This is a genomic window from Kocuria rosea (assembly GCF_023715525.1).
Classification (GTDB): domain Bacteria; phylum Actinomycetota; class Actinomycetes; order Actinomycetales; family Micrococcaceae; genus Kocuria; species Kocuria rosea_A.
In genome coordinates this window covers 120,166-144,050 of record NZ_JAMBOG010000001.1, presented here as the reverse complement: position 1 = coordinate 144,050, position 23,885 = coordinate 120,166, and the positions used below count along the sequence as shown (strand labels likewise).

The 23,885-nt window shown below is 75.2% G+C and carries 15 protein-coding genes and 1 tRNA gene; 4 read left to right on the top strand and 12 right to left on the bottom strand.

What is annotated here, in order from left to right; all coding sequences use genetic code 11:
* Positions 1 to 115: 115 nt before the first annotated feature.
* Positions 116 to 3,622, top strand: coding sequence for a bifunctional proline dehydrogenase/L-glutamate gamma-semialdehyde dehydrogenase (locus M3185_RS00670; RefSeq protein ID WP_251331747.1), 3,507 nt, complete (start codon positions 116 to 118; stop codon positions 3,620 to 3,622).
* 101 nt (positions 3,623 to 3,723) lie between these two features.
* Here M3185_RS00670 and M3185_RS00665 read toward each other — a convergent pair whose 3' ends face one another.
* Positions 3,724 to 4,503: a CHRD domain-containing protein gene (locus M3185_RS00665; RefSeq protein WP_251331746.1), complete on the bottom strand. Its 780-nt coding sequence runs from the start codon at positions 4,501 to 4,503 to the stop codon at positions 3,724 to 3,726.
* A gap of 317 nt (positions 4,504 to 4,820) precedes the next feature.
* Here M3185_RS00665 and M3185_RS00660 point away from each other — a divergent pair, with 317 nt between their 5' ends.
* The 3 genes from M3185_RS00660 to xdhC are packed head-to-tail and all read left to right on the top strand — an operon-like array spanning position 4,821 to position 9,524.
* Positions 4,821 to 6,341, top strand: coding sequence for a xanthine dehydrogenase small subunit (locus M3185_RS00660; protein WP_251331745.1), 1,521 nt, complete (start codon positions 4,821 to 4,823; stop codon positions 6,339 to 6,341).
* Positions 6,338 to 8,710 carry a xanthine dehydrogenase molybdopterin binding subunit gene (gene xdhB / locus M3185_RS00655; protein ID WP_251331744.1) on the top strand — a complete coding sequence of 791 codons (2,373 nt, stop codon included), beginning with the start codon at positions 6,338 to 6,340 and terminating at the stop codon, positions 8,708 to 8,710. Before M3185_RS00660 ends, xdhB begins: the two co-directional genes overlap by 4 nt.
* A gap of 1 nt (position 8,711) precedes the next feature.
* The gene (gene xdhC, locus M3185_RS00650; RefSeq protein WP_251331743.1) at positions 8,712 to 9,524 is read left to right on the top strand and encodes a xanthine dehydrogenase accessory protein XdhC; all 813 of its coding nucleotides are present in this window, start codon (positions 8,712 to 8,714) and stop codon (positions 9,522 to 9,524) included.
* A gap of 21 nt (positions 9,525 to 9,545) precedes the next feature.
* Here the strand turns inward: xdhC and M3185_RS00645 are convergent, their stop codons facing one another.
* The 11 genes from M3185_RS00645 to tadA form a co-directional block, all read right to left on the bottom strand.
* A complete protein-coding gene (locus M3185_RS00645) occupies positions 9,546 to 9,842 on the bottom strand; it encodes a hypothetical protein (RefSeq protein WP_251331742.1) in 297 nt (98 codons plus the stop codon).
* A gap of 408 nt (positions 9,843 to 10,250) precedes the next feature.
* Entirely contained in the window at positions 10,251 to 10,745 is a 495-nt protein-coding gene (locus M3185_RS00640; RefSeq protein WP_251331741.1) for a nucleoside deaminase, read from the bottom strand.
* A 245-nt stretch (positions 10,746 to 10,990) separates the two neighbouring features.
* Entirely contained in the window at positions 10,991 to 12,466 is a 1,476-nt protein-coding gene (locus tag M3185_RS00635; protein WP_374238446.1) for a stealth family protein, read from the bottom strand.
* Between the two features lie 183 nt (positions 12,467 to 12,649).
* Positions 12,650 to 13,489 carry a DNA-formamidopyrimidine glycosylase family protein gene (locus M3185_RS17280; RefSeq protein WP_251331740.1) on the bottom strand — a complete coding sequence of 280 codons (840 nt, stop codon included), beginning with the start codon at positions 13,487 to 13,489 and terminating at the stop codon, positions 12,650 to 12,652.
* Positions 13,490 to 13,507: 18 nt separating this feature from the next.
* Positions 13,508 to 18,535, bottom strand: coding sequence for an Lhr family ATP-dependent helicase (locus M3185_RS00625; RefSeq protein WP_251331739.1), 5,028 nt, complete (start codon positions 18,533 to 18,535; stop codon positions 13,508 to 13,510).
* Entirely contained in the window at positions 18,528 to 18,662 is a 135-nt protein-coding gene (locus M3185_RS17020; protein WP_285859261.1) for a hypothetical protein, read from the bottom strand. The genes M3185_RS00625 and M3185_RS17020 overlap by 8 nt, the downstream gene beginning before the upstream one ends.
* 143 nt (positions 18,663 to 18,805) lie before the next feature.
* Complete coding sequence (locus M3185_RS00620; protein ID WP_251331738.1) at positions 18,806 to 21,673, bottom strand: FAD-binding and (Fe-S)-binding domain-containing protein; 2,868 nt, start codon at positions 21,671 to 21,673, stop codon at positions 18,806 to 18,808.
* Positions 21,674 to 21,757: 84 nt separating this feature from the next.
* Positions 21,758 to 22,084 (bottom strand): 2Fe-2S iron-sulfur cluster-binding protein, encoded by a 327-nt coding sequence (locus M3185_RS00615; RefSeq protein WP_251331737.1) that lies wholly within the window; start codon positions 22,082 to 22,084, stop codon positions 21,758 to 21,760.
* A gap of 95 nt (positions 22,085 to 22,179) precedes the next feature.
* Positions 22,180 to 23,022, bottom strand: coding sequence for a thioesterase family protein (locus tag M3185_RS00610; protein WP_251331736.1), 843 nt, complete (start codon positions 23,020 to 23,022; stop codon positions 22,180 to 22,182).
* 170 nt (positions 23,023 to 23,192) lie between these two features.
* A tRNA-Ser gene (locus tag M3185_RS00605) sits at positions 23,193 to 23,282 on the bottom strand.
* Between the two features lie 29 nt (positions 23,283 to 23,311).
* Positions 23,312 to 23,872 carry a tRNA adenosine(34) deaminase TadA gene (gene tadA, locus M3185_RS00600; RefSeq protein WP_251331735.1) on the bottom strand — a complete coding sequence of 187 codons (561 nt, stop codon included), beginning with the start codon at positions 23,870 to 23,872 and terminating at the stop codon, positions 23,312 to 23,314.
* Positions 23,873 to 23,885 lie beyond the last annotated feature (13 nt).

The following is a 23,885-nucleotide window of genomic DNA, read 5'->3' as shown; positions in this document are numbered from 1 at the left end:
CTATGGCTCAGAAATACTGACGGATATTAGTCACAAAAGATCACTTTATCCGAATCGACTTGAGCCCCATAGTTGTAGACACCACGCTTCCCTCACCACTTCCGGAGCTGCTCTCATGACCACGATCCCCGCCCCCTCGGCCGCGCCCACTCCCCCCGCGACCGGCGCCGGGCGCACCGTCCCGCACGCCCCCGTCCCCGACGCCCTCCCCGAGCAGGCCATCGCCCTCGTGCGCAAGTGGCTCACCGAGGCGGAGCAGTTCCCGGTGGACGCCTCCGGCGAGCAGCTCGCGGGCGTGCTCAAGGACCCCAGCGGGCTGGAGTTCACCGTCGGCTTCGTCGACGGCGTCATCCGCCCCGAGGACATCAAGGTCGCCGCCCGCAACCTCGCCCGGCTGGCGCCGAAGGTCCCCGCCTTCCTGCCCTGGTACCTGCGCGCGGCGGTGCGCACCGGCGGGGCGCTGGCCCCGGCCGCGCCCCAAGTCGTCATCCCCGCCGCGCGCAAGGCCCTGCGCGAGATGGTCGGCCACCTCATCGTGGACGCCAGCGAGGCCAAGCTGGGGAAGTCCATCGCGAAGATCCGCAAGGACGACGTCCGGCTCAACGTGAACCTGCTGGGCGAGGCCGTGCTCGGCGACCACGAGGCCGAGCGGCGTCTGCAGGGCACCCACGACCTGCTGGCCCGGCCCGACGTCGACTACGTCTCCATCAAGGTCTCCTCCACCGTCGCCCCGCACTCCCCGTGGGCCTTCGACGAGGCCGTGGCCGAGGTCGTCGAGAAGCTGACGCCGCTCTACGCGCGGGCCGCCTCGTTCCCCGCCCCCAAGTTCATCAACCTGGACATGGAGGAGTACAAGGACCTGGACCTCACCATCGAGGTCTTCACCCGGATCCTCGACCAGCCCCAGTTCAAGCACCTCGAGGCCGGGATCGTCCTGCAGACCTACCTGCCCGACGCCCTGGAGGCGATGATCCGCCTCCAGGAGTGGGCGCAGGCCCGCCGCGCCGCCGGCGGCGCCCGCGTCAAGGTACGCGTGGTCAAGGGCGCGAACCTGCCGATGGAGCAGGTCGAGGCGTCCCTGCACGACTGGCCGCTGGCCACCTGGTCCACCAAGCAGGACTCGGACACCCACTACAAGCGCGTCCTCAACTACGCGCTGCAGCCCGGCCACGCCGACGGCATCCGCATCGGCGTGGCCGGGCACAACCTCTTCGACATCGCCTTCGCCTGGCTGCTCGCCTCCGAGCGCGGGGTCACCGAGGCCGTCGACTTCGAGATGCTGCTGGGCATGGCCACCGGCCAGGCCGCCGCCGTCAAGGCCGACGTCGGGTCCCTGCTGCTCTACACCCCCGTGGTGCACCCGCAGGAGTTCGACGTGGCCATCGCCTACCTGATCCGCCGCCTCGAGGAGGGCGCGTCCCAGGAGAACTTCATGTCCGCAGTCTTCGAGCTGGCCGCCAACGAGGAGCTCTTCAACCGGGAGAAGAACCGCTTCCTCGCCTCCCTGGCCGGCCTCGACGACACCGTCCCGGCGCCCAACCGGGTCCAGGACCGGACCCGGCCGGAGCCGCCCGCCCCGCGCGAGGGCTTCGCCAACACCCCGGACACCGACCCTGCCGTGGCCGCCAACCGCGCCTGGGGCCGGGGCATCCTGGAGCGGGTCCCCGGCTCCGCCGCCGGCGTCGCGACCGTCACCGCGGCCCGCGTGCAGACCGAGGAGCAACTGGAGCGCGTGGTCGAGGCCGCCCTGGAGCAGGGCCGGGGCTGGGCGGGCCTGACCGGCGCCCAGCGGGCCGAGGTGCTCCACCGCGCCGGGGACGCCCTGGCTGCCCGCCGTGCCGAGTTCCTGGAGGTCGCCGCCGCCGAGGCGGGCAAGACCCTCGACCAGGCCGACCCGGAGGTCAGCGAGGCCATCGACTTCGCCCACTACTACGCCGAGCGGGCCCGCGAACTGGACACCGTGGACGGGGCGAGCTTCGTGCCGTCGCGGCTGACCGTGGTGACCCCGCCGTGGAACTTCCCCGTGGCGATCCCGGCCGGCTCCGTGCTGGCCGCCCTGGCCGCCGGCTCCCCGGTGGTGTTCAAGCCGGCCGGTCCCACCAAGCGCTGCGGTGCGGTGGTGGCGGAGGCGATCTGGGAGGCCCTGGATGCCTCCGGGATCCCCCGGCAGGTGCTGGCCCTGGTCGACCTCGAGGAGCGGGCCCTGGGCCGGCAGCTGATCAGCCACCCGGCCGTGGACCGGCTCATCCTCACCGGGGCGTACGAGACCGCCGAGCTGTTCCGCACCTTCCGCCCCGACCTGCCGCTGCTGGCCGAGACCTCGGGCAAGAACGCGATCATCGTCACCCCCAGCGCCGACTTCGACCTCGCCGCCAAGGACGTCGCCTACTCCGCCTTCGGCCACGCCGGGCAGAAGTGCTCGGCCGCCTCCCTGGTGATCCTCGTCGGCTCGGTGGCGAAGTCCCGCCGGTTCCGCAACCAGCTGGTGGACGCGGTGACGTCGCTGACCGTGGACTACCCGACCAACCCGGCCGCGCAGATGGGCCCGCTCACCGAGCAGGCCTCCGGCAAGCTGCTCCACGCCCTGACCAGCCTCGAGGAGGGCCAGTCCTGGCTCATCGAGCCCCAGCAGCTCGACGGGTCGGGCAAGCTCTGGTCCCCGGGCGTGCGCTCCGGGGTGCAGCGCGGCTCCGAGTTCCACCTGGTCGAGTACTTCGGCCCGGTGCTGGGCGTGATGACGGCCGAGACCCTGGAGGAGGCCGTGGCCATCCAGAACGAGGTCGACTACGGGCTCACCGGCGGTCTGCACTCCCTGGACCCGGCCGAGATCGGCTACTGGCTGGAGAACGTCCAGGCCGGCAACGTCTACGTCAACCGCGGGATCACCGGGGCGATCGTCCAGCGCCAGCCCTTCGGCGGGTGGAAGAAGTCGGCGGTCGGGCCGGGCACCAAGGCCGGCGGCCCGAACTACCTCATGGGCCTGGGCGAGTGGGAGCCGGCGCCGCTGCGCGGGCCGGGACGTCCCGTGGCCGACACCGCCGTCGCCGGCCTGCTGAAGGCCGCCCGGTCCGGGACGGCCGGTCTCACCGACGGCGAGGCGAAGACCTTGGAGCAGGCGGCCCGCAGCGACGAGGCCGCCTGGGCCGAGGAGTTCGGCACCGCCAAGGACGTCTCGGGCCTCTACGCGGAGCGCAACCTCTTCCGCTACCTCCCGGTGGACGTCACGGTGCGCCTGTCCGAGGGCGAGCGCCTCGCCGACCTGCTGCGGGTCCTCGCGGCCGGTCTGCGCGCCGGCTCCGCCCTCACCGTCTCCACCGCACGCGAGGTGCCCGCCGCGGTGGCCTCCGTGCTCACCGGCCGCGGCGTGCGGATCCGCGTCGAGGACGACGCCGCGTGGCTGGCCGGGGCCGAGCGCCTCGGCGGCGGGCGCGTGCGGCTGATCGGCGGGGACCGCGCGGGATTCATCGCCGCCACCGGGTCCCGCCCGGACGTGGCCGTCTACGCCCACCCCGTCACCGCGGCCGGGCGGGTGGAGATGCTGCCGTTCCTGCACGAGCAGGCCGTGAGCATCACCGCCCACCGCTTCGGCACCCCCAACCACCTCACGGACGGGATCATCTGAGCGGCGGGGTCCGCCGACGCACGCGGCCCTGCTGCCGGGCCGAGCCCGGCAGCAGGGCCGCGTGCGTCACGGGGCCGTGGTGCCCGGCCGGGCCTCGCGGCTCAGCGGCGGCCGGCCGCCCGGCGGCGCACGCCCAGGACCGCGGCGCCCGCGGTGCCCACGGCGAGCGCGCCGAGGGCGGCCGGCACGGCCACCCCGCCGGCTCCCGCGTCGGCCGTCTCCACTCCCGTGTCCGCCGGGCCCTCGGGCAGCGGCAGCTCCATCTGCGTGGGCAGGAACGTGCCGCAGGCGATGGGGACGTCCGTGGCCAGCGGCAGCGCCGGGGCCATCGGGTTCACCTTCGCCTGCGCCTCGGCCGACAGCGCCGCCGGGTCCGCCCCGTGGATGTTGATCACCGCGTTGCCGGCCTGCAGGGCGGCCAGCGTCGCGGCGTCCAGCGTCATGGTGCGCTGATAGGTGTAGGCCTCCCCGGCGGGGAACCGGTCGACCGCCGCGCCCGAGGCGGGGCTCACGTCGCCGGCGGTGGTCAGGGAGACGGCGATGCCGCCCGTGTAGGGCGCGCCCTCCATGGAGCTGACCACGCCGTCGGCGTCGGCGTCCGCGGCGGGGGGCGCGCACACGCCCTGCCCACCGGCGTGGATGTGCTGGCCGTGCGGATACGGGGCGCCCTGGAACAGGGCGGGGGCGCCGGAGACCTCGACGGTGACCGTCGCCTGGTCGCCGGTGACGTCCACGACGGCGTGGCCGGCGGCCGTGCTGTTGTTGACCGGGGCGAGCTGGGCATGGAAGGACCAGCTGTCGGCCGCGGCGGCGGGCGCCGCCGAGAGCACGGCGGCCCCGAGGGCGAGAGCGGGAAGGGTGAGCAGAGCGGACTTCTTCATGAGATCGGCCAATCGATGAGAGCGATGGGACTGGGAAGTGACGCGAAGCACAGTTTACTGACAGATCGGCCGCCGTCGAGAGTGTGAACGGCCCGGACGGTCCCTGTGCGACCGCCTCCCACCTCGTGGACGTCCGCTTCCGTGCCCTCGTGCGGGCCGACCGCCCCAGCGGTATAGTCGCGCTCACACCGGAAGCCCGCTGTGGCCCGTGTCCCCGGAGTGCGGGCCTCGGCCGGGTACCGCGTTCCGCCCCGCCCGGTTCCCCGCCGCGCCGGCCGGGGAGCGCGGGCCCGCAGGACGTTGAGGAGCAGTGAGGCATGGACGGCATCCGAGTCACGGTCAACGGCCAGGTGCGCGGCGGCGACGGCGCCGGGCCCCACACCCGTCTGCTCGACTGGCTGCGGGCCGAGGGGCTGACCGGGGCGAAGGAGGGCTGCGCCGAGGGCGAGTGCGGGGCCTGCGCCGTGCTCGTGGCCCGGCCGGACGGCGCCGGACGGAGCCGGTGGACCTCGGTGAACGCCTGCCTGCCGCCCGCCGCCGCCTTCGACGGCCAGGAGGTGGTCACGGCGGAGGGGCTCGGCAGCGCGGGCGGCGCCGGCGCCGGCGAGCGGCTGCACCCCGTCCAGCGCGAGATGGCCCAGCGGGGCGGCTCCCAGTGCGGCTACTGCACCCCCGGGTTCGTCTGCTCCATGGCCGCCGAGTACTACCGGACCGAGCGGGACGCCTCCGGTGCCTCCGGGGCGGGCGCCCGGGTGCAGACCGGCACCGCGGTCACGGGGGAGGAGCACGCGAGCGACCACGAGTGCGGCCCCAACGGCTTCGACCTGCACGCCCTCAGCGGCAACCTCTGCCGCTGCACCGGCTACCGGCCCATCCGCGACGCGGCCTACGCGCTGGGCTCCCCGGAGGACGCGGACCCCCTGCGGCGGCGCCAGGAGCAGCCCGCGCCGCCCGCGCGCCCCACCCGCCTGAGCGCCGACGGGGCCGAGTTCGTCCGGCCCGGGTCCCTCGAGGAGCTCCTCGAGCACCTGGAGCGCACCCCCGACGCGCAGCTGGTGGCCGGGGCCACCGACGCCGGGGTGGAGGTCAACCTCCGGCACGCCCGCCCGCCGCTGGTGCTCGCCGTGGACCGGCTCGCGCCGCTGCGCACGCTGGAGGTCGGCGCCGAGCGGATCGAGATCGGGGCGGCCCTGAGCCTGTCCGAGATCGAGCGCGGCCTCGCGGGGCGGGTGCCCCTGCTCGACCAGCTCTTCCCGCAGTTCGCGTCCCGGCTGATCCGCAACGCCGCCACGCTCGGCGGCAACCTGGGGACCGGCTCGCCGATCGGCGACTCCGCCCCCGCCCTGCTGGCCCTGGACGCCTCCGTGGTCCTGGCCTCCGCCCGCGGCGAGCGCGAGGTGCCCCTGGCGGAGTACTTCACCGGCTACCGGCAGACCGTCAAGGAGACCGGGGAGCTGCTGCGCGCCGTGCGGATCCCCCTGCCCCTGGCCGGGCGCACCGCCTTCTACAAGATCGCCAAGCGGCGCTTCGACGACATCTCCAGCGTGGCCGTGGGCGTGGCGGTGCGCCTCGACGGGGGGACCGTGACCTCCGCGCGGATCGGCCTGGGCGGCATGGCCGCCACCCCGATCCGGGCGCGGACCACCGAGGACACGCTCACCGGCCGGCCGTGGACGCGGGAGACCGTGGCCGCCGCCGCGGCCGTGATGGCCGGCGAGGGCACCCCGATCGACGACCTGCGGGCCAGCGCCCGCTACCGCTCCGCCATGCTGGGGCAGGCCCTGCTCAAGTTCTGGGCGCAGACGCCGTCCGCCCCCGACCCGGAGGTCCCCCGATGAAGTCCCTCGCCGAGCGCCCCGTCGACCCCGTCGTGGGCGTGCCCGTCGCCCACGAGAGCGCCGCGCTGCACGTGACGGGCGCGGCCCTGTACACCGACGACCTGGTCGCGCGCACCCGCCGCGTGCTCCACGCCTGGCCCGTCCAGGCCCCGCACGCGCACGCCCGGGTGCTCGCCCTGCGCACCGCCCCGGCCCTGGGCGTGCCGGGGGTGGCGCGGGTCCTGACGGCCGCGGACGTGCCCGGGGTCAACGACGGCGGCACCAAGCACGACGAGCCGCTGTTCCCCGACGAGGTCATGTTCCACGGCCAGGCCGTGTGCTGGGTGCTCGGCGAGACCCTGGAGGCGGCCCGCCGGGGCGCCGAGGCGGTCGAGGCCGAGTACGAGCCCCTCCCGTCGCTGCTCACCGTGCGGGAGGCGGTCGAGGCCGGGAGCTTCCAGGGCATGAGCCCCACCATCGCCCGCGGCGACGCCGAGGCGGCCCTGGCGGCCGCGGCCCACCGCTTCAGCGGCGAGGTGGAGTTCGGCGGGCAGGAGCACTTCTACCTGGAGACCCACGCGTCCCTCGCCTACGTGGACGAGGCCGGGCAGGTGTTCGTGCACTCCAGCACCCAGCACCCCACGGAGACCCAGGAGATCGTCGCCCACGTCCTGGGCCTGCACAGCCACGAGGTCACCGTCCAGTGCCTGCGCATGGGCGGGGCGTTCGGCGGCAAGGAGATGCAGCCCCACGGCTTCGCCGCCGTCGCCGCCCTGGGGGCGGCGCTGACCGGGCGGCCGGTGCGGGTGCGGCTCAACCGCACCCAGGACGTCACGCTCACGGGCAAGCGCCACCCCTTCCACGCCCGCTGGGAGGCCGGCTTCGACGAGGCGGGGCGGATCCAGGCGCTGCGCGCCACCCTGACCAGCGACGGCGGGTGGAGCCTGGACCTCTCGGAGCCCGTGCTGGCCCGCGCGCTGTGCCACGTCGACAACGCCTACTGGATCCCCGCCGTGGAGGTCCGCGGCCGGATCGCGCGCACGCACAAGACGTCCCAGACCGCGTTCCGCGGCTTCGGCGGACCGCAGGGGATGTTCGTCATCGAGGACGTCCTCGGCCGGTGCGCGCCCCTGCTCGGCCTCGACCCCGCCGAGCTGCGGCACCGCAACCTCTACGACCCCGGGCAGAGCACCCCCTACGGCCAGCCCGTCCGGCACGCGGAGCGGCTGCAGACGATCTGGCGGCTGCTGCTGGACCGCGCGGACGTCGACCGCCGCCGCGAGCAGATCGCCGCGTTCAACGCCGGCCACCCCGACACCAAGCGGGCGCTCGCCGTCACCCCGGTGAAGTTCGGCATCTCGTTCAACTTCACGGCGTTCAACCAGGCGGGCGCCCTCGTGCACGTCTACAAGGACGGCTCCGTGCTCATCAACCACGGCGGCACGGAGATGGGGCAGGGGCTGCACACGAAGATGCGCCAGGTGGCCGCCACGGCCCTGGGCGTGCCCCTCGAGACGGTCCGGCTCGCGCCCACCCGCACGGACAAGGTGCCCAACACGTCCGCGACGGCGGCCAGCTCCGGCTCCGACCTCAACGGCGGGGCGATCAAGAACGCGTGCGAGCAGATCCGCGACCGCCTCGCGGAGGTCGCGGCCCGCAGGCTCGACGTCCACCCCGACGACGTGCGGTTCGTCCGGGGCACGGTCACCGGCATCGGCTTCGACGACCCGGGCCTGTCCTTCGCCGAGGTCGCGCGCGACGCCTACTTCCAGCGGGTCTCCCTCTGGGCCGCCGGCTACTACCGCACCGAGGGCCTGCACTGGGACAGCTCCCGGATGCAGGGCGAGCCGTTCAAGTACTTCTCCTACGGGGCGGCCGTCTCCGAGGTGGAGGTCGACGGGTTCACCGGGGCGTACCGGCTGCTGCGCACCGACATCGTCCACGACGTCGGGGACAGCCTCTCCCCGCTCATCGACGTGGGGCAGATCGAGGGAGGGTTCGTGCAGGGGGCCGGCTGGCTGACCCTGGAGGACCTGCGCTGGGACGTCTCCGACGGCCCGCACCGCGGGCGGCTGGCCACCCAGTCGGCGAGCACCTACAAGCTGCCCAGCTTCTCGGAGATGCCGGAGGAGTTCAACGTCCACCTCTTCGAGCAGGCCACCGAGAGCGGCGTGGTCTACGGCTCGAAGGCCGTGGGGGAGCCGCCCTTCATGCTGGCCTTCAGCGTGCGCGAGGCCCTGCGCGAGGCGGCGGCGGCCTTCGGCCCCGGCGACCGCAGCGTCGAGCTCGCCAGCCCGGCCACCCCGGAGGCGGTGTTCTGGGCGCTCGACCGGGCACGCCGCGCCGCGCCGGCGGACGCGCCGCCGGCGTCCGTGCCGGCCGCCCTCTGACGTGGACTGGCTGGACGCGCTGCAGCACCTGCGCGCCGCGAGCCTGCCGGGCGTGCTGGTGACCGTGGCCGAGGTGCGCGGGCACGCCCCGCGCGAGGCCGGGGCGAAGATGGTCGTCGGCGCGGACACCACCTGGGACAGCGTCGGCGGCGGCAACCTCGAGGCCACCGTGGTCGAGCGGGCGCGGGCGATGCTGGCGTCCGGGGCGAGCGTGCCCGAGACCATGGTCTTCCCGCTCCACGAGCACGCCACGGTCCAGCACGGGCGGCAGTGCTGCGGGGGCGTCGTCAGCGTGCTGCTGGAGCCCCAGCGGGCGCGCCCCGCCGTCGCGGTGTTCGGGCTCGGCCACGTCGGCCACGAGCTCGCCCGGGTGCTCTCCCGGCTGCCGCTGCACCTGCACCTGGTGGACAGCCGCGAGGGCCGGCTGGAGCCGGACCGGCTCGCCGGCGTGGTCGACGGGCCCGCCCAGGTCCACGTCCACCGCAGCCCCGCCCCGGAGGCCGTGCTGGCCGCGCTGCCGCCCGGCACCCACGTGCTCGTGATGAGCCACGACCACGCCGAGGACCTCGTGCTCTGCGACGCCGCACTGCGCCGCGACGACCTCGGCTCCGTGGGGCTGATCGGCTCGGCCGCCAAGTGGGCGCGGTTCCGCGTGCGGCTGCAGGAGGAGGGCCACGCCGCGGACGTCGTCGACCGGATCGCGTGCCCCATCGGCCTGCCCGGCGTTGCCGGCAAGGAGCCCGCCGTGATCGCCATCAGCGTGGCGGCCGACCTGCTCCCGAAGCTGGCCGCCCCGGGGCGGCCGGCGCACTGACGGCGCGCGGGGCCGGGACGCTCAGGCGCTCCGGGGCAGCTCGCCCCACTCGGTGCGCCCGGCGGCGGGGCCGGCGGTCAGGTCCGTCAGCTCCGCTCCGGGCAGGTGCGGGAGGATCTCCGTGGCCAGCACCCCCAGGCCCGCGACATAGGCGGCCGCAGCGTCGTCGGCCTGCACCTGCACGCGCACGCACACGCCGGGAACGCCGCTGCTGCGGGCCAGGCACCCGTGGGCGGCCATCTCCTGCTGCACCGCGTTCAGGGCCATCCCGTGCACCCGCCGCGGGGTGCGGATCGTCGCCGTGACCGCCCAGAGCATCACCGCTCCTGCCGGTGGTGCCGGACCCCGGGCACCCCGGTCCGCCGGCGGGGCCCGGAGGGCCCCCGCCGCACCCGGTCCCCCTCGCGCCCGGCCTGTTCGCGCATCCGGGGCGGCAGGTGCGCCTGCCGCCCCCGGACGGTGTTCGTGTCCACCGCTCCCCCGTCGTGAACGTGTCGTGGTGGCCGGCCGCAGGCGCCGTTGCCCGGGGCCGGCCGGCGGGACGCAGGACGTCTCCGCCCCTCCAGGATCGGGCCCGCACCGGGATCTGCCCACCGGTGCCGGGTCCTGCGTGCGCGAATCGGACACCGGGCGCGCATGCGGTCCCGTCACCCCCGCCGCCGACGCGCCCGGGACGTCACCGGGCCGGCCGTGCCCACGGCCGGCCCGACCGCGGGGCCCGGGCCCTCAGTAGTCGATCCGGGTGGTGCTCGCGGTCCACGCCTCGAAGGGCGCGGTCCGCTCCCGGAGGTCGACGGGCCGCACCGGCAGGGAGCGCTCCTCCACCGGCTTGGCGAAGTAGTCGTAGAACTCCGCGTCGTCGAAGCCGCCGGCCGCGGCGTCGTGGCGGTCCGCGGCGAAGTACACGGCGTCCAGCCGGGCCCACAGGGACGCGGCCAGGCACATGGGGCACGGCTCGCAGCTCGAGTAGAGGGTCGCCCCGGAGAGGTCGAACGTGCCCAGCTCGCGGCAGGCGGTGCGGATGGCCATCACCTCGGCGTGCGCCGTCGGGTCGTGCTCGGCGGTGACGCGGTTGACGCCCGTGAAGCGACGGCCGTCGGCGGTCACCACGACGGCGCCGAAGGGCCCGCCGTCGGCCCCGACGTTCTCGACCGCGAGGGCGACCGCCTCGCGCAGGTGCTCCTCGGCCGCGGCCGGGACGGAAGGCTGGTCTGTGCTCATGCGCAACTCCGGGGATGGGGCAGGCGCCGCGTGCGGGCTCTGACGCGCCAGAACCGGGATGTGCGCCGACGGCGGCCGCTGCGTGGTGGCTGATGCAGTTCTGCCTGGTGGACGGTCCGTGGTGGGACCCGCCGTCGGCGAGACCGACGTTACCCGCGGGTGCGGCCGGCCACAAAGCCCGCCGCGCGCCGGGCGGCACCGGTCCCCGGTGCGACGCGGCCCCGCGGGGCGGGCCCGTCCCGCGCTCACTTCTCCCAGGGCGCCTTGACCGGGAAGTAGCGCTCCAGGAACGCCGTCATCCGCTCCGCGCGCTCCGCGGCGGGGACCTCGGGGAAGCTGCCGTCGTTGAGGCAGAACATGTCCCGGTCCCGCCGGGACAGCAGCCGGTCCATCTGCTTCAGCCCGGCCCGGGTGGTGGAGTCCACGTACTCGGTGCGCGCGGCCTCCTGGGTCACGGCCCGGCCGGTGAGCAGGGCGTAGTAGTGGTACAGGGAGTTCGTCACGGAGATGTTGTCCGCGGCGCGGAAGCGGCTGGCCGCGGTGCGCTCGAACTCCCGGGGGAACTCGCGCTCGAGCTCCTCGACCACGCCCCGGCGCAGCGGCGCGGCGCAGTGCTGCAGGTGCCGGGTGGTGACCCGCCCGAAGCGCTCCCACAGCAGCCGGCGGTTGACGCGGGCGGCGTTCTCGAAGCCCGAGCGCTCCGGATGGCCCTCGCCCAGCCCGATGCGGGTCGTGGCCTCGACGAACTTGGTCACCCCGCCGGGGGAGAAGAACAGCGCCGGGCCGATCGGGCGCCCGAAGAACATGTCGTCGTTGGAGTACAGGAAGTGTTCGCTCAGCTCCGGGATGCGGTGCAGCTGGGCCTCCACCGCCTGGGAGTTGTAGACCGGCAGCACCGAGGTGTCCGCGAAGAACTCCTCGCTCGGCACCACCCGCACCCGGGGGTGCTCGGCCAGCCAGGCCGGGGCCCCGGAGTCGGTGGCGATCCAGATCCGGCGCACCCACGGGGCGAACATGTGCACCGAGCGCAGGGCGTACTTCAGCTCGTCGAGCTGCCGGAAGCGGGCCTCGTGGTCGTCGCCCTCGCCCACGACCGCGTCCTCCATGTAGGAGGCCCGGACCCGGCGGTACTCGGGGTCGGAGCCGTCGACCCAGGAGAAGACCATGTCGATCTCGAAGTCGATGTCGCTCGCGTGGTCGGCGAACATGTTCTCGATGGTGGGCCACCGCAGGCCGAAGCGCTCCACGGTCCCGCGCACGGCCTCCGCGCGCGAGACGGTGCGGCGGGTCAGCGAGTTCTCGACGGGCAGCCGGATCTCCTGCTCCCGGAACTCCCACAGCTCGATCTGCACGCCGGTCGCCGCGCCGTAGTAGAGCTTCGAGCGCTTCGACCAGTGCGGCCGGTACAGGCGCAGCACCCGGGCGTCGCGCCGGTGCGTGAGCTGCCCGTCGGCGAGCAGCTCGGAGGTCTTCCGCTTCGTGTCCATGGGCTTGACGTAGTACGGCTCGCCCGCCGCCGCCGCGACCAGCGCCGCCCGCAGCCGGGCGCGCTCGCCCACGTCCACCGCGACCACGGGCCGCTCGTCGTTGCCCCGCACCAGGAGGTAGTCGATCCCGGCCTCCTCGAGCACCTCGCGCACGAACAGCAGGTTCTCCACCATGACGGCGTAGGGCGTCTGGTCGGTCAGGCGCAGGGCGAAGCGGTCCTTGTGGCGCACCACGTCGGGGCGCTGGTCGAGGGCCGCGGCGGAGGCGGGGGACGCGCTGCGGACCTCGTCGCCGTCGGCGCCGTCCTCGGGCGCGGGGAAATAGGCGGTGTCGAGCAGGGGGGTGTCGATGGTCGTCTCCTGTCCTGGGGGCGCCGGGGCGCTCCCAGGATAGGAGGGCGCGGCCCGCCGCGGCCCTCAGGACACGGGCTGGCAGCGGCCGCAGAACCAGATCGCCCGGTCCCGGGGAGGCCCCGGGGAGGGCTCCCCGGGGACGAGCTCGGCGTCGTCGATCCGTGCCTCCGCGATCCGCGTCCCGCAGCGGCGGCACGGCCGGCCGGCGCGGCCGTAGACCCAGAACTGCTCGCCGCGCCGGGCCGGGCCGCCCACGGTGGAGCGCTGCGAGCGGTCCCGGTTGGCGTGCAGCAGCCGGTACGAGAGGTCCACGAGCGCGCCGAGGTCCGCGACGTCCTCGACCGCGGTGTAGGGGTGCAGCCGCCGCAGGAACAGCACCTCGTTGCGGTAGACGTTGCCGATGCCGGCGAGGTTGCGCTGGTCCATGAGCGCCGCGCCCACACGGCGGCGCGGGTGGCGGGCCAGCCGCGCCAGGGCCTCCGCCCGGTCCCAGTCCGGGCCGAGCAGGTCCGGCCCCAGGTGGCCCACGAGGTCGTCCTCGTCCGCGGTGGGCACCAGATCGAGCATCCCCAGGTCGAAGCCCACCGCCTGGGCGCCGGCGGTCTCCAGGACCGCGCGGGCCTGGTAGCCGGGCCTCCGCCACCGCTCCCCCCGCGGGTAGACGTGCCACATCCCCTCCATGAGCAGGTGGGAGTGCAGGGTCAGCGGGGTCAGGCCCTCCGGGCCGCCGTCGAGGCGGATCAGCAGGTGCTTGCCGCGGGGGACCACCTCCGTCACGGTCCGCCCGGACAGGTCCGCGGTCGCGATCGACGGGAAGCGCAGGTCGCTGCGCGTGAGCACCTTCCCGGCCAGGGCGCGGCGCAGCAGCGCGGCCTGGCGGTGGACGGTGTCACCCTCGGGCACGGGCACCTCCCGCGGCGCTCACCGGCGCATCCTCAGCCCGCGCGGGGTCGAGTAGAACCCCCCGGCCAGCAGGGACTCCCGCACCGCGGTCTCGAGCGGGCCCTGGCCGAGGACCTCGGCGCCGTTGACCTTCTCCACGGTGAGCTTGTCCACGGCGCCGCGCCGGACGGTCTCGGCCACGGCGGGACCGGCGGCCGCCAGGACCCCGGCGTCGTCCGTGAAGACCAGGACGGTGCGGCCCCCGCGCTCGACGTACAGGGCCAGGGCCCCGTCCACGAGCACGACGACGGCGCCCGCCTTGCGCCCGGGCCGGTGCCGCCCCGCGCCGGCCCCGCCGTCGGGGGAGGCCGCGGCCACCGGGTCCGGCCACTCCAGGGCGGCGCCGTACGGGTTGGCGGGGTCGGTGGCGGCCAGCGCGAGCGCCACGGGCTCCTCGGTGCGGACCTGGTCGTCGGTGCTGAACGTGCGCAGGTGGTCCACCGTGGCGGCCTGCGCGAACTGGGCGGCGCCCAGGCCCTCGACGAAGTAGCCGCGCCGGGACCGGCCGGTGTCCTCGAGCGTGGACAGCACCTTGTACATCGTGGCGAAGCCCCCCTGGATCTCCTCGACCGCCACGGGGCCCTTGGTCACCACGCCGTAGCGGTCCATGAGCAGCTCGGCGGTCGCGGAGGCCCGCAGCGTCGGGTCCAGGGGCTCGGGGCGCAGCAGAGACCAGCGCCCGGCCACGAGCGGGGAGTCGTGCCGGTCGAGCGTCGCCGCGCCCGCGCGCAGGCCCCCGCCCGTCGCGGCGCCGCCCGTGCGCAGCCGCGCGGCGCCGCGGCGCACGGTCGAACGGCCCCGCGCGGCCCGGGGCTTGTGCCGGTGGGCGGCCTGGCCCCCGGAGAGCAGCGCGCGGACCGGCAGGAACGTGTCGTTGGTGACGAGCCCCGCCCACACGAGGTTCCACAGCGCCGTGGTCAGCTCGGCGGCGGGCACGGGGTCCCCGGTCGCGTCGAGCAGGCCCAGCAGCTGCGGGAAGAACCAGGCGCCGCCCGTGCCGAGCGCGTCGAGCACCCGCCGCTCCAGCGCGGAGTCCAGGGCGGCGGCGCGCCCGCCGAGGACCTCGGCGGGCGGCAGGGTCAGGGCGGCGGCCTCGCTCAGGTGCAGGGACACCCACCCGTCGTCGCCCGCGAGGGAGCCCGCCCCGGACCACAGCACCTCCCCGGAGGCGGTGAGCTCGTCGAGCAGCTCCGGCCGGTAGCCGGCCACGCGCGCGGCGAGCACGAGGGGCTCCCACGCGGAGGCCGGCACGGCCACGCCCGCGAGCTGGTCCACGACGGTCAGGACGCCGTCCTCGCCGCGCAGCTGGTTCCCCCCGCCCACGTGCTGCCACGCCGGGAGGAACCGGGCGTAGACCTGGCCGGGGACGGGCTCCACGTCGCGGCGCAGCGCGGCGAGGGAGCGGCGCCGGATCCGGCGCAGCACCTCCGCCTCGCACCACTCCGAGGCCGCTGCGGCGCCGCGCTGCGCGAGCCACTCCGCGGGGCGGAACTCGCCCTCGACGACGCGCCGGTCCGCGGCGAGCCGCTCGAGCGTGGTCCGCACGACGGCCACGCCCAGCCCGAGCCGCCCGGCGGCCTCGTCCACGGTGAAGGGCCCGTGGGTGCGGGCGTAGCGGGAGACGAGGTCCGCCAGCGGGTCCGCCACCGGCTCGACGAAGGCCAGCGGCACGCCCATCGGCAGGGGAACGCCGAGGGCGTCGCGCAGCCGGGCGGCGTCCTCGATCGCCGCCCAGTGCTCGACGCCGCGCAGGTGCACCCGCAGGGCGCGGTTCGCGCCCACCAGCTCGCCGAGCCACCCGGCGGCCACGTCCTCGGGGCACGCGGCGTCCGGCTCCCCGGGGTCCTGGAGCCGGCGGGCCGCCTCCGCGGTGGTCAGCGGGCCGAGCAGGCGCAGCAGGTCCGCGGCACCCTCGGCGCCGCGCAGCCGGCGGTCCGGGGCCAGGCGCTGCAGCTCCGCCTCCGTGCGCTCGAGCACGTCCGGGTCCAGCAGCTCCCGCAGCTCCGCCCGGCCCAGCAGCTCGTTGAGCAGCGCGGTGTCGAGGGAGAGCACCGCGGCCTTGCGCTCGGCGAGCGGGGAGTCGCCCTCGTAGAGGAACTGGGAGACGTAGCCGAACAGCAGGGTGCGGGCGAAGGGGGAGGGCTGCTCCGTGGTCGTCTCGACCACGCGGATCGCCCGCCGCTCCACCGCCTGGTGCAGGGCCTTGAGCGCCGGCAGGTCGTAGACGTCCTGGAGGCACTCGCGCACGGTCTCGAGGATGATCGGGAACTGGGGGTACTTGCGGGCGACGTCGAGCAGCTGCGCCGAGCGCTGGCGCTGCTGCCACAGCGGCGTGCGCCGGCCGGGGTCGCGGCGCGGCAGGAGCAGGGCCCGGGCGGCGCACTCCCGGAAGCGGGAGGCGAACAGCGCCGAGCCGCCCACCTGCTCGGTGACGATCTGCTCGAGCTCGTCGGGATCGAACAGGAACAGCTCGGCGCCCGGCGGCTCGTCCTCCATGGCGGGCACCCGCAGCACGATGCCGTCGTCGGCGGCCTGCGCGGAGCCGTCGAGCCCGTAGCGCTCCTGCAGCCGCGCGCCCACCGCGAGGGCCCACGGGGCGTGCACCGGCATCCCGAAGGGGGAGTGCAGCACCACGCGCCAGTCGCCGAGCTCGTCGTGGAAGCGCTCGACGACGAAGAGGGTGTCGGAGGGGACCTGCCCCACCGCCTCCCGCTGCTCGCCCACGTAGGCCAGCAGGTTGTCGGCCGCCCACTCGTCCAGGCCGGCCCCGCGCAGGCGGGTGCGTGCGTCGTCGTCGGGAGCCCCGGCGAGCTCGCGGACGAAGCGGCCCACCGCCCGGCCCAGCTCCACGGGCCGCCCGGGCCCGTCCCCGTGCCAGAAGGGCAGCTTGCCCGGCACCCCGGGGGCGGGGGAGACGATGACCCGGTCGTGGGTGATCTCCTCGATCCGCCAGCTGGAGGCGCCCAGCGCGATCACGTCGCCCACGCGGGACTCGTAGACCATCTCCTCGTCGAGCTCACCCACCCGCCGGGAGTTCTTCCCGTCCTGCTCGCCCACGAGGTAGACGGCGAACAGGCCGCGGTCGGGGATGGTCCCGCCGGAGGTCACGGCCAGCCGCTGCGCGCCGGGCCGGCCCTCCACGGTGCCCGTCTCGCGGTCCCACACGACGCGCGGGCGCAGCTCGGCGAACTCGTCGGAGGGGTAGCGGCCCGAGAGCAGGTCCAGCGTCGCGTCGAAGGCCGAGCGCGGCAGGGCGAGGAAGGGGGCGGAACGGCGGACGGTGTCGAACCACTCCTCGACGTCGACGGGGCCGAGCGCGGTCGCGGCGACCGTCTGCTGGGCCAGGATGTCGAGCGGGTTGGCGGGCACGGCCAGGGGCTCGATCCGGCCCCGGAGCATCTGCTCCACCGTCACCGCCGCGTCGAGGAGGTCCCCGCGGTGCTTGGGGTACACGCAGCCGCGGGAGATCTCGCCCACCTGGTGGCCCGCCCGGCCCACCCGCTGCAGGCCCGAGGCCGCCGAGGGCGGGGCCTCGATCTGCACCACGAGGTCCACGGCGCCCATGTCGATGCCCAGTTCCAGGGAGGACGTCGCGACGACGCAGCGCAGCCGCCCGGTCTTGAGGTCGTCCTCGATCAGCGCCCGCTGGTCCTTCGACACCGACCCGTGGTGGGCGCGCGCCAGCACGGGGTCGGCCCCCTCGTAGCGGCCCGTCTGCCGGCGCAGCTCGGCCGGTTCGGGCGCCGCCGGCCCCGTGCCCGACCCGGTGGCGTGCCCGGGGGCGGACCGCCCGGCCAGGGCGTCGCGCAGGACGTCCCCCACCTGCTGCGGGGCGGTGTCCGCCGGGCCCCCGGCGCCACCGTCCCACGGGCCGGGACCGGCCGGGGCTCCGGGCCCGTCCGGGGCGTCCTGGGCGGCGTGCTCGAGGCGGAAGGCGTAGATCTCGTTGAGCCGGGCGGTGAGCTTCTCGGCGAGGCCGCGGGAGTTGGCGAACACGATCGTGGAGCGGTTCTCCAGGACGAGGTCGACGACCCGCTCCTCGACGTGCGGCCAGATCGAGGCCGTGGCCCGGGGCCCGAGGGCGTCGAGGTCGTCGTCGCCGAAGCCGGACCCCGCCAGGGACGGCGACGCGCTGGGCCCGCCCAGCACAGTCATGTCCGGGATCGGCACGGAGACCGCAAGGTCCCACTTCTTATCCGCCCGCGGGGCGACGACGGAGACCGGCTCCCGGCCGCCCAGGAACCGCGCGACCGTCTCGATCGGCTCGACGGTCGCGGACAGCCCGATCCGCTGGACCGGCTTCTCCAGGAGGGCGTCGAGCCGCTCCAGCGTCACGGCCAGGTGCGCGCCCCGCTTGGTGCCGGCCACGGCGTGCACCTCGTCCACGATGACCGTCTCCACGTCCGTGAGGGTCTCCCGCGCCTTGGACGTGAGCATCAGGTAGAGCGACTCGGGCGTGGTGATGAGGATGTCCGGCGGGTTGGTCAGCAGCGCCCGGCGGATCGCCTGCGGGGTGTCCCCGGAGCGCACGCCCACGCTGATCTCGGGCGGCTCGGCGCCCTGGTGCCGGGCGGTCTGGGTGATGCCGATCAGCGGGGCCCGCAGGTTGCGCTCGACGTCCACGCCCAGGGCCTTCAGGGGGGAGATGTAGAGCACCCGGGTCCCGCGGCGCTCGCCCTTCGCGCTCGCCGCGCGGGCCTTGGCCCGCAGGCTTCCGCCCGTGTCCGCTCCCGCCGTGTCCTGCCCCCCGGCGCCCGCGGCCGCCCGGGGGGACCCGGAGGCGCCCGGGCGCGCCGGGCGGGGGACCGTCTCGGCCACGAAGCGGTCCAGGGCCCACAGGAACGCGGCCAGGGTCTTGCCCGAGCCCGTGGGGGCCACGATCAGGGCGTGGTGCCCCGCCGCGATCGCCCGCCAGGCGCCCTCCTGGGCGTCGGTCGGCGCGGCGAACGCCCCCTCGAACCAGGTCCGGGTGGGTGCGGTGAAGAGTGCGAGCGCCGCGTCAGCCACCGGAGCCCCGGATCACCGGCTGCTGGGCTCGCGGGGCGCCGCAGGCCCCGGCGCCGGACGGCACGACGACGGATCCGGCGCCGCTCGCCGCGGCGGGCGGCGCGGGGTGGGAGGCGGGAGAGGGCATGGGGGCGATCCTCCTCGTGCGGACGTCGTGGGCGGCCACGCCCCGAGGAGGCGGGCCGCCTCCCAGGTCCTCCATTCTAGGCGGGGGCACCGACACGCCTCCGGGAGCGGCGCCTCGCCCGGAGGGGCCCCCGCACGACCCTGCTACTGCTGGCTGGGTTCCTGTGGGGGCAGGGCGGAGCGCAGCACCTGGGCCAGGTGCACGCCGTCGGTGCCGGTGCCCTGGGCGATCTGGGTGCGGCAGGAGAAGCCGTCGGCGAGCACGATCGTGTCCTCGGCCGCGGCCCGCACCGCCGGGAAGAGCGCTTTCTCGCCCAGGGTCTGCGAGACCTCGTAGTGGCCGGGCTCGAAGCCCCAGTTGCCCGCCAGCCCGCAGCAGCCCCCGCCCACCACGGCGGTGTCCACGCCCAGCTTCGCCAGCACCTGCAGCTCGGGGCCGTAGCCGAGCATGGACTTCTGGTGGCAGTGCACCTGGCACACGGCCTCGGCGGGGCCGGTCTCGGTGGCCAGCTCCCGGAAGGGCCAGGGGCCGCCGGCGTCCAGGTGGGCGGCCGCGAACGCGCCGATCGTCGTGGTGAGCTCCGAGACGCGCCGGGCCCGGGGGTCGTCGGGGAGCAGCTCCGTGATCTCGTCCTGGAGCATGACCGTGCAGGAGGGCTCCAGGCCGATGATCGGGTAGCCGGCCTCGATCAGCGGGGCCATCACGTCCAGGGTGTCGGTGAGGACCTTCCGGGTCATGTCCAGCTGCCCGGTGGAGTGGAAGGTCAGCCCGCAGCACACGCTGCCCATCGGCATCAGCACCCGGTAGCCCATGGCCTCCAGGACCTCCACGGCCGCCTTGCCGGGGGCGTCGGCGGCGAAGTTCGTGAACGTGTCCGGCCACAGCACCACGGTGGGCCGGCCCTCGGCGTCGTCGCCGGGGCGGCGGTCGGGGCGGCCGCGGAACCACCGGGTGAGCGGCTGGTCGGCGAAGGAGATCATCCGCCGCTTCGGCTCGATCCCGCCCAGCCGCTTGGTCAGCTCCTCGACCGCCCGGTTGGACTCGAGCAGGTTGATGAGCCGGAAGGAGAAGGGCACCTTCTCCACGATCCGCATCAGCAGCGGCATCCAGCCCATCGTGAACTGGGCCATCGGCCGGCGGTTGGCCCCGAGGAAGGAGCGCAGGCCCTGGCCGTAGTGGTGGTGCAGGAACTCGGCCTTGTACGTGGCCATGTCCACGTTGACCGGGCACTCCGTGGCACAGGCCTTGCAGGACAGGCACAGGTCCAGGGCCTCGAGGGCCTCCTTGGACTGCCACCCGTCCGTGATGGACTCCCCGCGCAGCATCTCGGCCAGCGTGCGGGCCCGGCCCCGAGTCGAGTGCACCTCGTCCCCGGTGGCCTGGAAGGAGGGGCACATCGCGCCGACGTCGGAACGGCACGAGCCCACGCCCACGCAGCGGTTCACGGCGCTGGAGAATGACCCGCCGTCCCGGGAGAACGCGTGCACGGGGGTGAGCTCGAACGTCCGGGCGCCGGGGCCGGGGCGGATGCCCTGGTCGATGGGCTCGGGGTCCACCAGCACGCCGGGGTTGAAGAACCCGTCCGGGTCGAAGACGGCCTTGAACTCCGCGAAGGCGGCCAGGGCCTCCGGGGAGTAGATGGTCGAGAGCAGCTCGGAGCGGGCGCGCCCGTCGCCGTGCTCCCCGGAGACGGACCCGCCGTAGCGGTGGACCAGCTCCGCCGCCCGCTCGATGAACGTGCGGTAGGTCGCCATTCCCTCGTCGGTGCCGAAATCGAAGGAGATGCGGATGTGCACGCAGCCCTCCCCGAAGTGGCCGAAGGGGATGCCGGTCAGGCCCAGCTCGTGGAGCAGGTCGTAGAGGTCCCGCAGGTACTCCCCCAGCCGCGCCGGCGGCACCGCGGAGTCCTCCCAGCCCGGCCAGGCCTCCCCGCCGTCGGGCAGGCGGGTCACGATGCCCGCCCCGGCCTCGCGGATCCCCCACAGCGCCCGCGCCAGCGGGGCCTCGGCCACCACGATCGAGTCCACCACGTGCTCGGGCACCAGCCCCGGCAGCTGCCGCGCCCTGGCCTCGGCCTCGGCGAGGGTGTCGGCGCCGACCTCGCAGTACAGCCAGCCCCCGCCGGCCGGCAGCTCGGAGCCGGACTGCTCCCGGCCCGGGCGGGTCTGCAGGGCCTCCACCAGGTCCGCGCCCATGCCCTCGATCGTGTACACCCCGGGCACGCGCAGCTTCGGGGCCGCGGTGGCGGCGGCGAAGGCGTCGGTGAAGCCCAGCACGGCCAGGGCCGTGTGCGCGGGCTTGGCCACCAGCCGGACGGTGAGTTCGGTGATGATCCCGCAGGTGCCCTCCGTGCCGGCGAAGGCCTTGGCGACGTCGAAGCCCTTCTCCCCCAGCAGGTAGTGCAGCCCGTAGCCGGAGACCTGCCGGGGGAACTGGCCCAGCTCGGTGCGCAGCATCGCCAGGTGCCGGTCCCGCAACCCCGTCAGCGCCCGGGTGAGCGCGGGGTCGGAGGTCCCCCCGGCGTGCAGCTCCACCTCCCGGCCGTCGGCGAGCATCACGGTCAGCGCCACGAGGTTGTCCGCGGAGGTGCCCCACGCCACCGAGTGGGACCCGCAGGCGTTGTTGGCGACCATCCCCCCGATCGTGGCCCGCGAATGCGTGGAGGGATCGGGGCCGTAGGTCAGACCGAACTCGGCCGCCGCCGCCCGCAGCTGGTCGCAGATCACCCCCGGCTCGATGGTCGCCGTCCTCGCCTCCGGGTCGATCGCCAGGATCCGGTTGAAGTGCCGGGAGGTGTCGATGATCAACCCCTCCCCGATCGCGTTGCCCGCCACCGAGGTCCCCCCACCCCGGGTAGTCACCGGCCACCCCCGCTCCTTCGCCAACACCAGCAGCTCCCTCACCTCCTCCACGGTCGAGGGCTCCGCGACCGCCGCCGGCAGCCGCCGGTAGATGGACGCGTCGGAGACATAGGCGGCGCGGGTGGTGAGGTCGTCACGGATATCGGTCATGGGTCCACTTCCTGCGCGGCGGGTTCGCCGGTCCGTCCGGTGCTGCTGATCAGTGCTGGTGGCCGTCCCCGCAGGGACGGCGGCTCACCACTCGGGGGCGATCGTGACCTCGGCGCCGTCGAGGTCCTCGGACCACTCGACCTGGCAGCTCAGCCGGGAGGTGTCGTGGCGGGTGTCGTCGAGCATGTCGAGGAGGTCCTCCTCCTCGTCGTTGATCTCGTTGGTCTTCGCGAAGGAGGCCGCGTCGAGGTACGAGTGGCACGTGGAGCAGGAGGCGTTGCCGCCGCAGGTCGCGAGGATGGGGTACTTGTGGCGGGTGAGGGCCTCCATCAGGCTCTCGTGGTCCTTCCACTCGACCCCCTCGGTGCGGTTGCCCTCGCGGTCGATCACGGTGATCTGGATGCTGCTCACTGGATGGCCTCCTCGGGGCGCGCTCGCCCCTGGTCTCGACGTCGGAAATCCCGCCGCCCATTGTACGGTCGCGCCGGGGGCGTCCCGCGCAGGGCTCAGCGGGCGGCGGGCAGGGGCCGCACTGTGAGGGCCTGGGCCGCCTGGCCGAGGTAGCCGGCCTCGTCGTGCAGGGCCGACTCGGTGAGCCCCACCCCCGTGGGGCCGAAGGTCACGTGGGTGTCCAGGCCCACCCACGGGGAGACCGGATCCCGCACCAGGTGGACGCTGAGGTCCACGTTGGGGAAGGCCAGCTCGTCGGGGCCCACCCGCACCGCGATCCCGTTGGCGGCGTCCACCGCCGCGAGGAACCGCGCGGTGACGGAGGCCTCCTCGCCGTCGACGACGGCGTGCGGTGCCCGCAGCCACATGGCGGCGCTGCCGGGCCGGTGCTCGCGCACGGTGCGGGCCTCGATCGAGCCGATGTAGCCGCCGCCCCAGCGGTCGCCCATGTGCGTGGGAACGGCGTCGGAGACCGGGGGCATGGCCGGGCGCAGGGTCCCCGCGGCCTCCGAGGTCTCGCCGCGGAGCAGCCGCCAGACGGTGAGCCGGATGCAGGAGCGGCCCCCGTGGCTCATGGTCGCCTCGAGCAGCTCGATGGTGCGGCCCGGGCGGAGCACCCGGGTGCGCACCTCGACCTCGCCGCCCGGGATGAAGCCCAGGATGTCGTAGGAGAAGCGCGCCGGCAGCATGTCCTCGCGGGGGTGGTCCACGTCCACGGCGTGGGCCAGCAGCCCGGAGGCGGCCGCCATGTGCTGCTCCGCGTCGTTCCACGCGCCCTGCGAGTGCAGCGTCGAGCGGAACCGGGTCCCGTCCAGCCGCATGAAGTAGGCGTCCGGGAAGTCCTCCCCGTCCGCGCCCAGGTGTCCCGGTGCCTCCGCCGGCCGCGCCGTCTCCGTCATGCTCCGCCTTCCCGCAGGGTCCGCCGGGCGGCGGGCGCTGTGGTCGGCACCACGTTAGCGGGCCTGGCCGGAGGTGGCGGGCGGTGCGGTCCTCCACTGCGGCGGGGAGGGGAGGAGTGCCCGGGCGCGCGGAAGGCCCCGGCTCCACGTGGAGCCGGGGCCTTCCGGACTGGCGGTGACGGAGGGATTTGAACCCTCGTTGGCTTTTACACCAAACATCATTTCGAGTGATGCACCTTCGGCCGCTCGGACACGTCACCAGCTCGCAGAACTCTACCGGCTGGCCCGCTCAACCGCCAAAAGCCCGCGGTCCGCCGGGAGCGGCGGCGGGCGGGCCGGCGTCGCGGTCCGGTGCGTTCCCGGGGGCGCCGCGCCGGTGCCCCGCGAAGAAGTCGAGGAGCAGGCGCGAGCACTCGTCGGCCAGGACGCCCCCCGTGACCTCGACCCAGTGGTTGAGCCGGCGCTCCCGCAGGACGTCGAGCACGGACCCGGCCGCGCCGGCCTTGTCGTCCCACGCACCCAGCACCACCCGCGGCACGCGCGCCAGGACGATCCCTCCGGCGCACATCGCGCAGGGCTCGAGGGTCACCACGAGGGTGCAGCCGTCCAGGCGCCAGCTGCCCAGCGCGCGGGCGGCGTTGCGCAGGGCGAGGATCTCGGCGTGGGCGGTGGGGTCGCCGTCGGCCTCTCGGCGGTTGCGGCCCCGGCCGACCACGGTGCCGTCCGGGCCGACGACGACGGCGCCGATCGGCACGTCGCCGGTGGTGAGCGCGGCCCGGGCCTCGTCGAGGGCGAGCCGCATCCACTCCTCGGCCTGCGCCTGGGGACGGGTGCGGACGGGCAGGGCCATGCGGGTCCTCTCG

Excerpts from the sequence above, each read along its gene's own strand:
- M3185_RS00645 (WP_251331742.1), bottom strand. The coding sequence starts at position 9,842 with ATGCTCTGGGCGGTCACGGCGACGATCCGCACCCCGCGGCGGGTGCAC.
- M3185_RS00660 (WP_251331745.1), top strand. The coding sequence starts at position 4,821 with ATGGACGGCATCCGAGTCACGGTCAACGGCCAGGTGCGCGGCGGCGAC.
- M3185_RS00610 (WP_251331736.1), bottom strand. The coding sequence starts at position 23,022 with ATGACGGAGACGGCGCGGCCGGCGGAGGCACCGGGACACCTGGGCGCG.
- M3185_RS00665 (WP_251331746.1), bottom strand. The coding sequence starts at position 4,503 with ATGAAGAAGTCCGCTCTGCTCACCCTTCCCGCTCTCGCCCTCGGGGCC.
- xdhB (WP_251331744.1), top strand. The coding sequence starts at position 6,338 with ATGAAGTCCCTCGCCGAGCGCCCCGTCGACCCCGTCGTGGGCGTGCCC.
- M3185_RS17020 (WP_285859261.1), bottom strand. The coding sequence starts at position 18,662 with ATGCCCTCTCCCGCCTCCCACCCCGCGCCGCCCGCCGCGGCGAGCGGC.
- tadA (WP_251331735.1), bottom strand. The coding sequence starts at position 23,872 with ATGGCCCTGCCCGTCCGCACCCGTCCCCAGGCGCAGGCCGAGGAGTGG.
- M3185_RS00640 (WP_251331741.1), bottom strand. The coding sequence starts at position 10,745 with ATGAGCACAGACCAGCCTTCCGTCCCGGCCGCGGCCGAGGAGCACCTG.
- M3185_RS00620 (WP_251331738.1), bottom strand. The coding sequence starts at position 21,673 with ATGACCGATATCCGTGACGACCTCACCACCCGCGCCGCCTATGTCTCC.
- M3185_RS00670 (WP_251331747.1), top strand. The coding sequence starts at position 116 with ATGACCACGATCCCCGCCCCCTCGGCCGCGCCCACTCCCCCCGCGACC.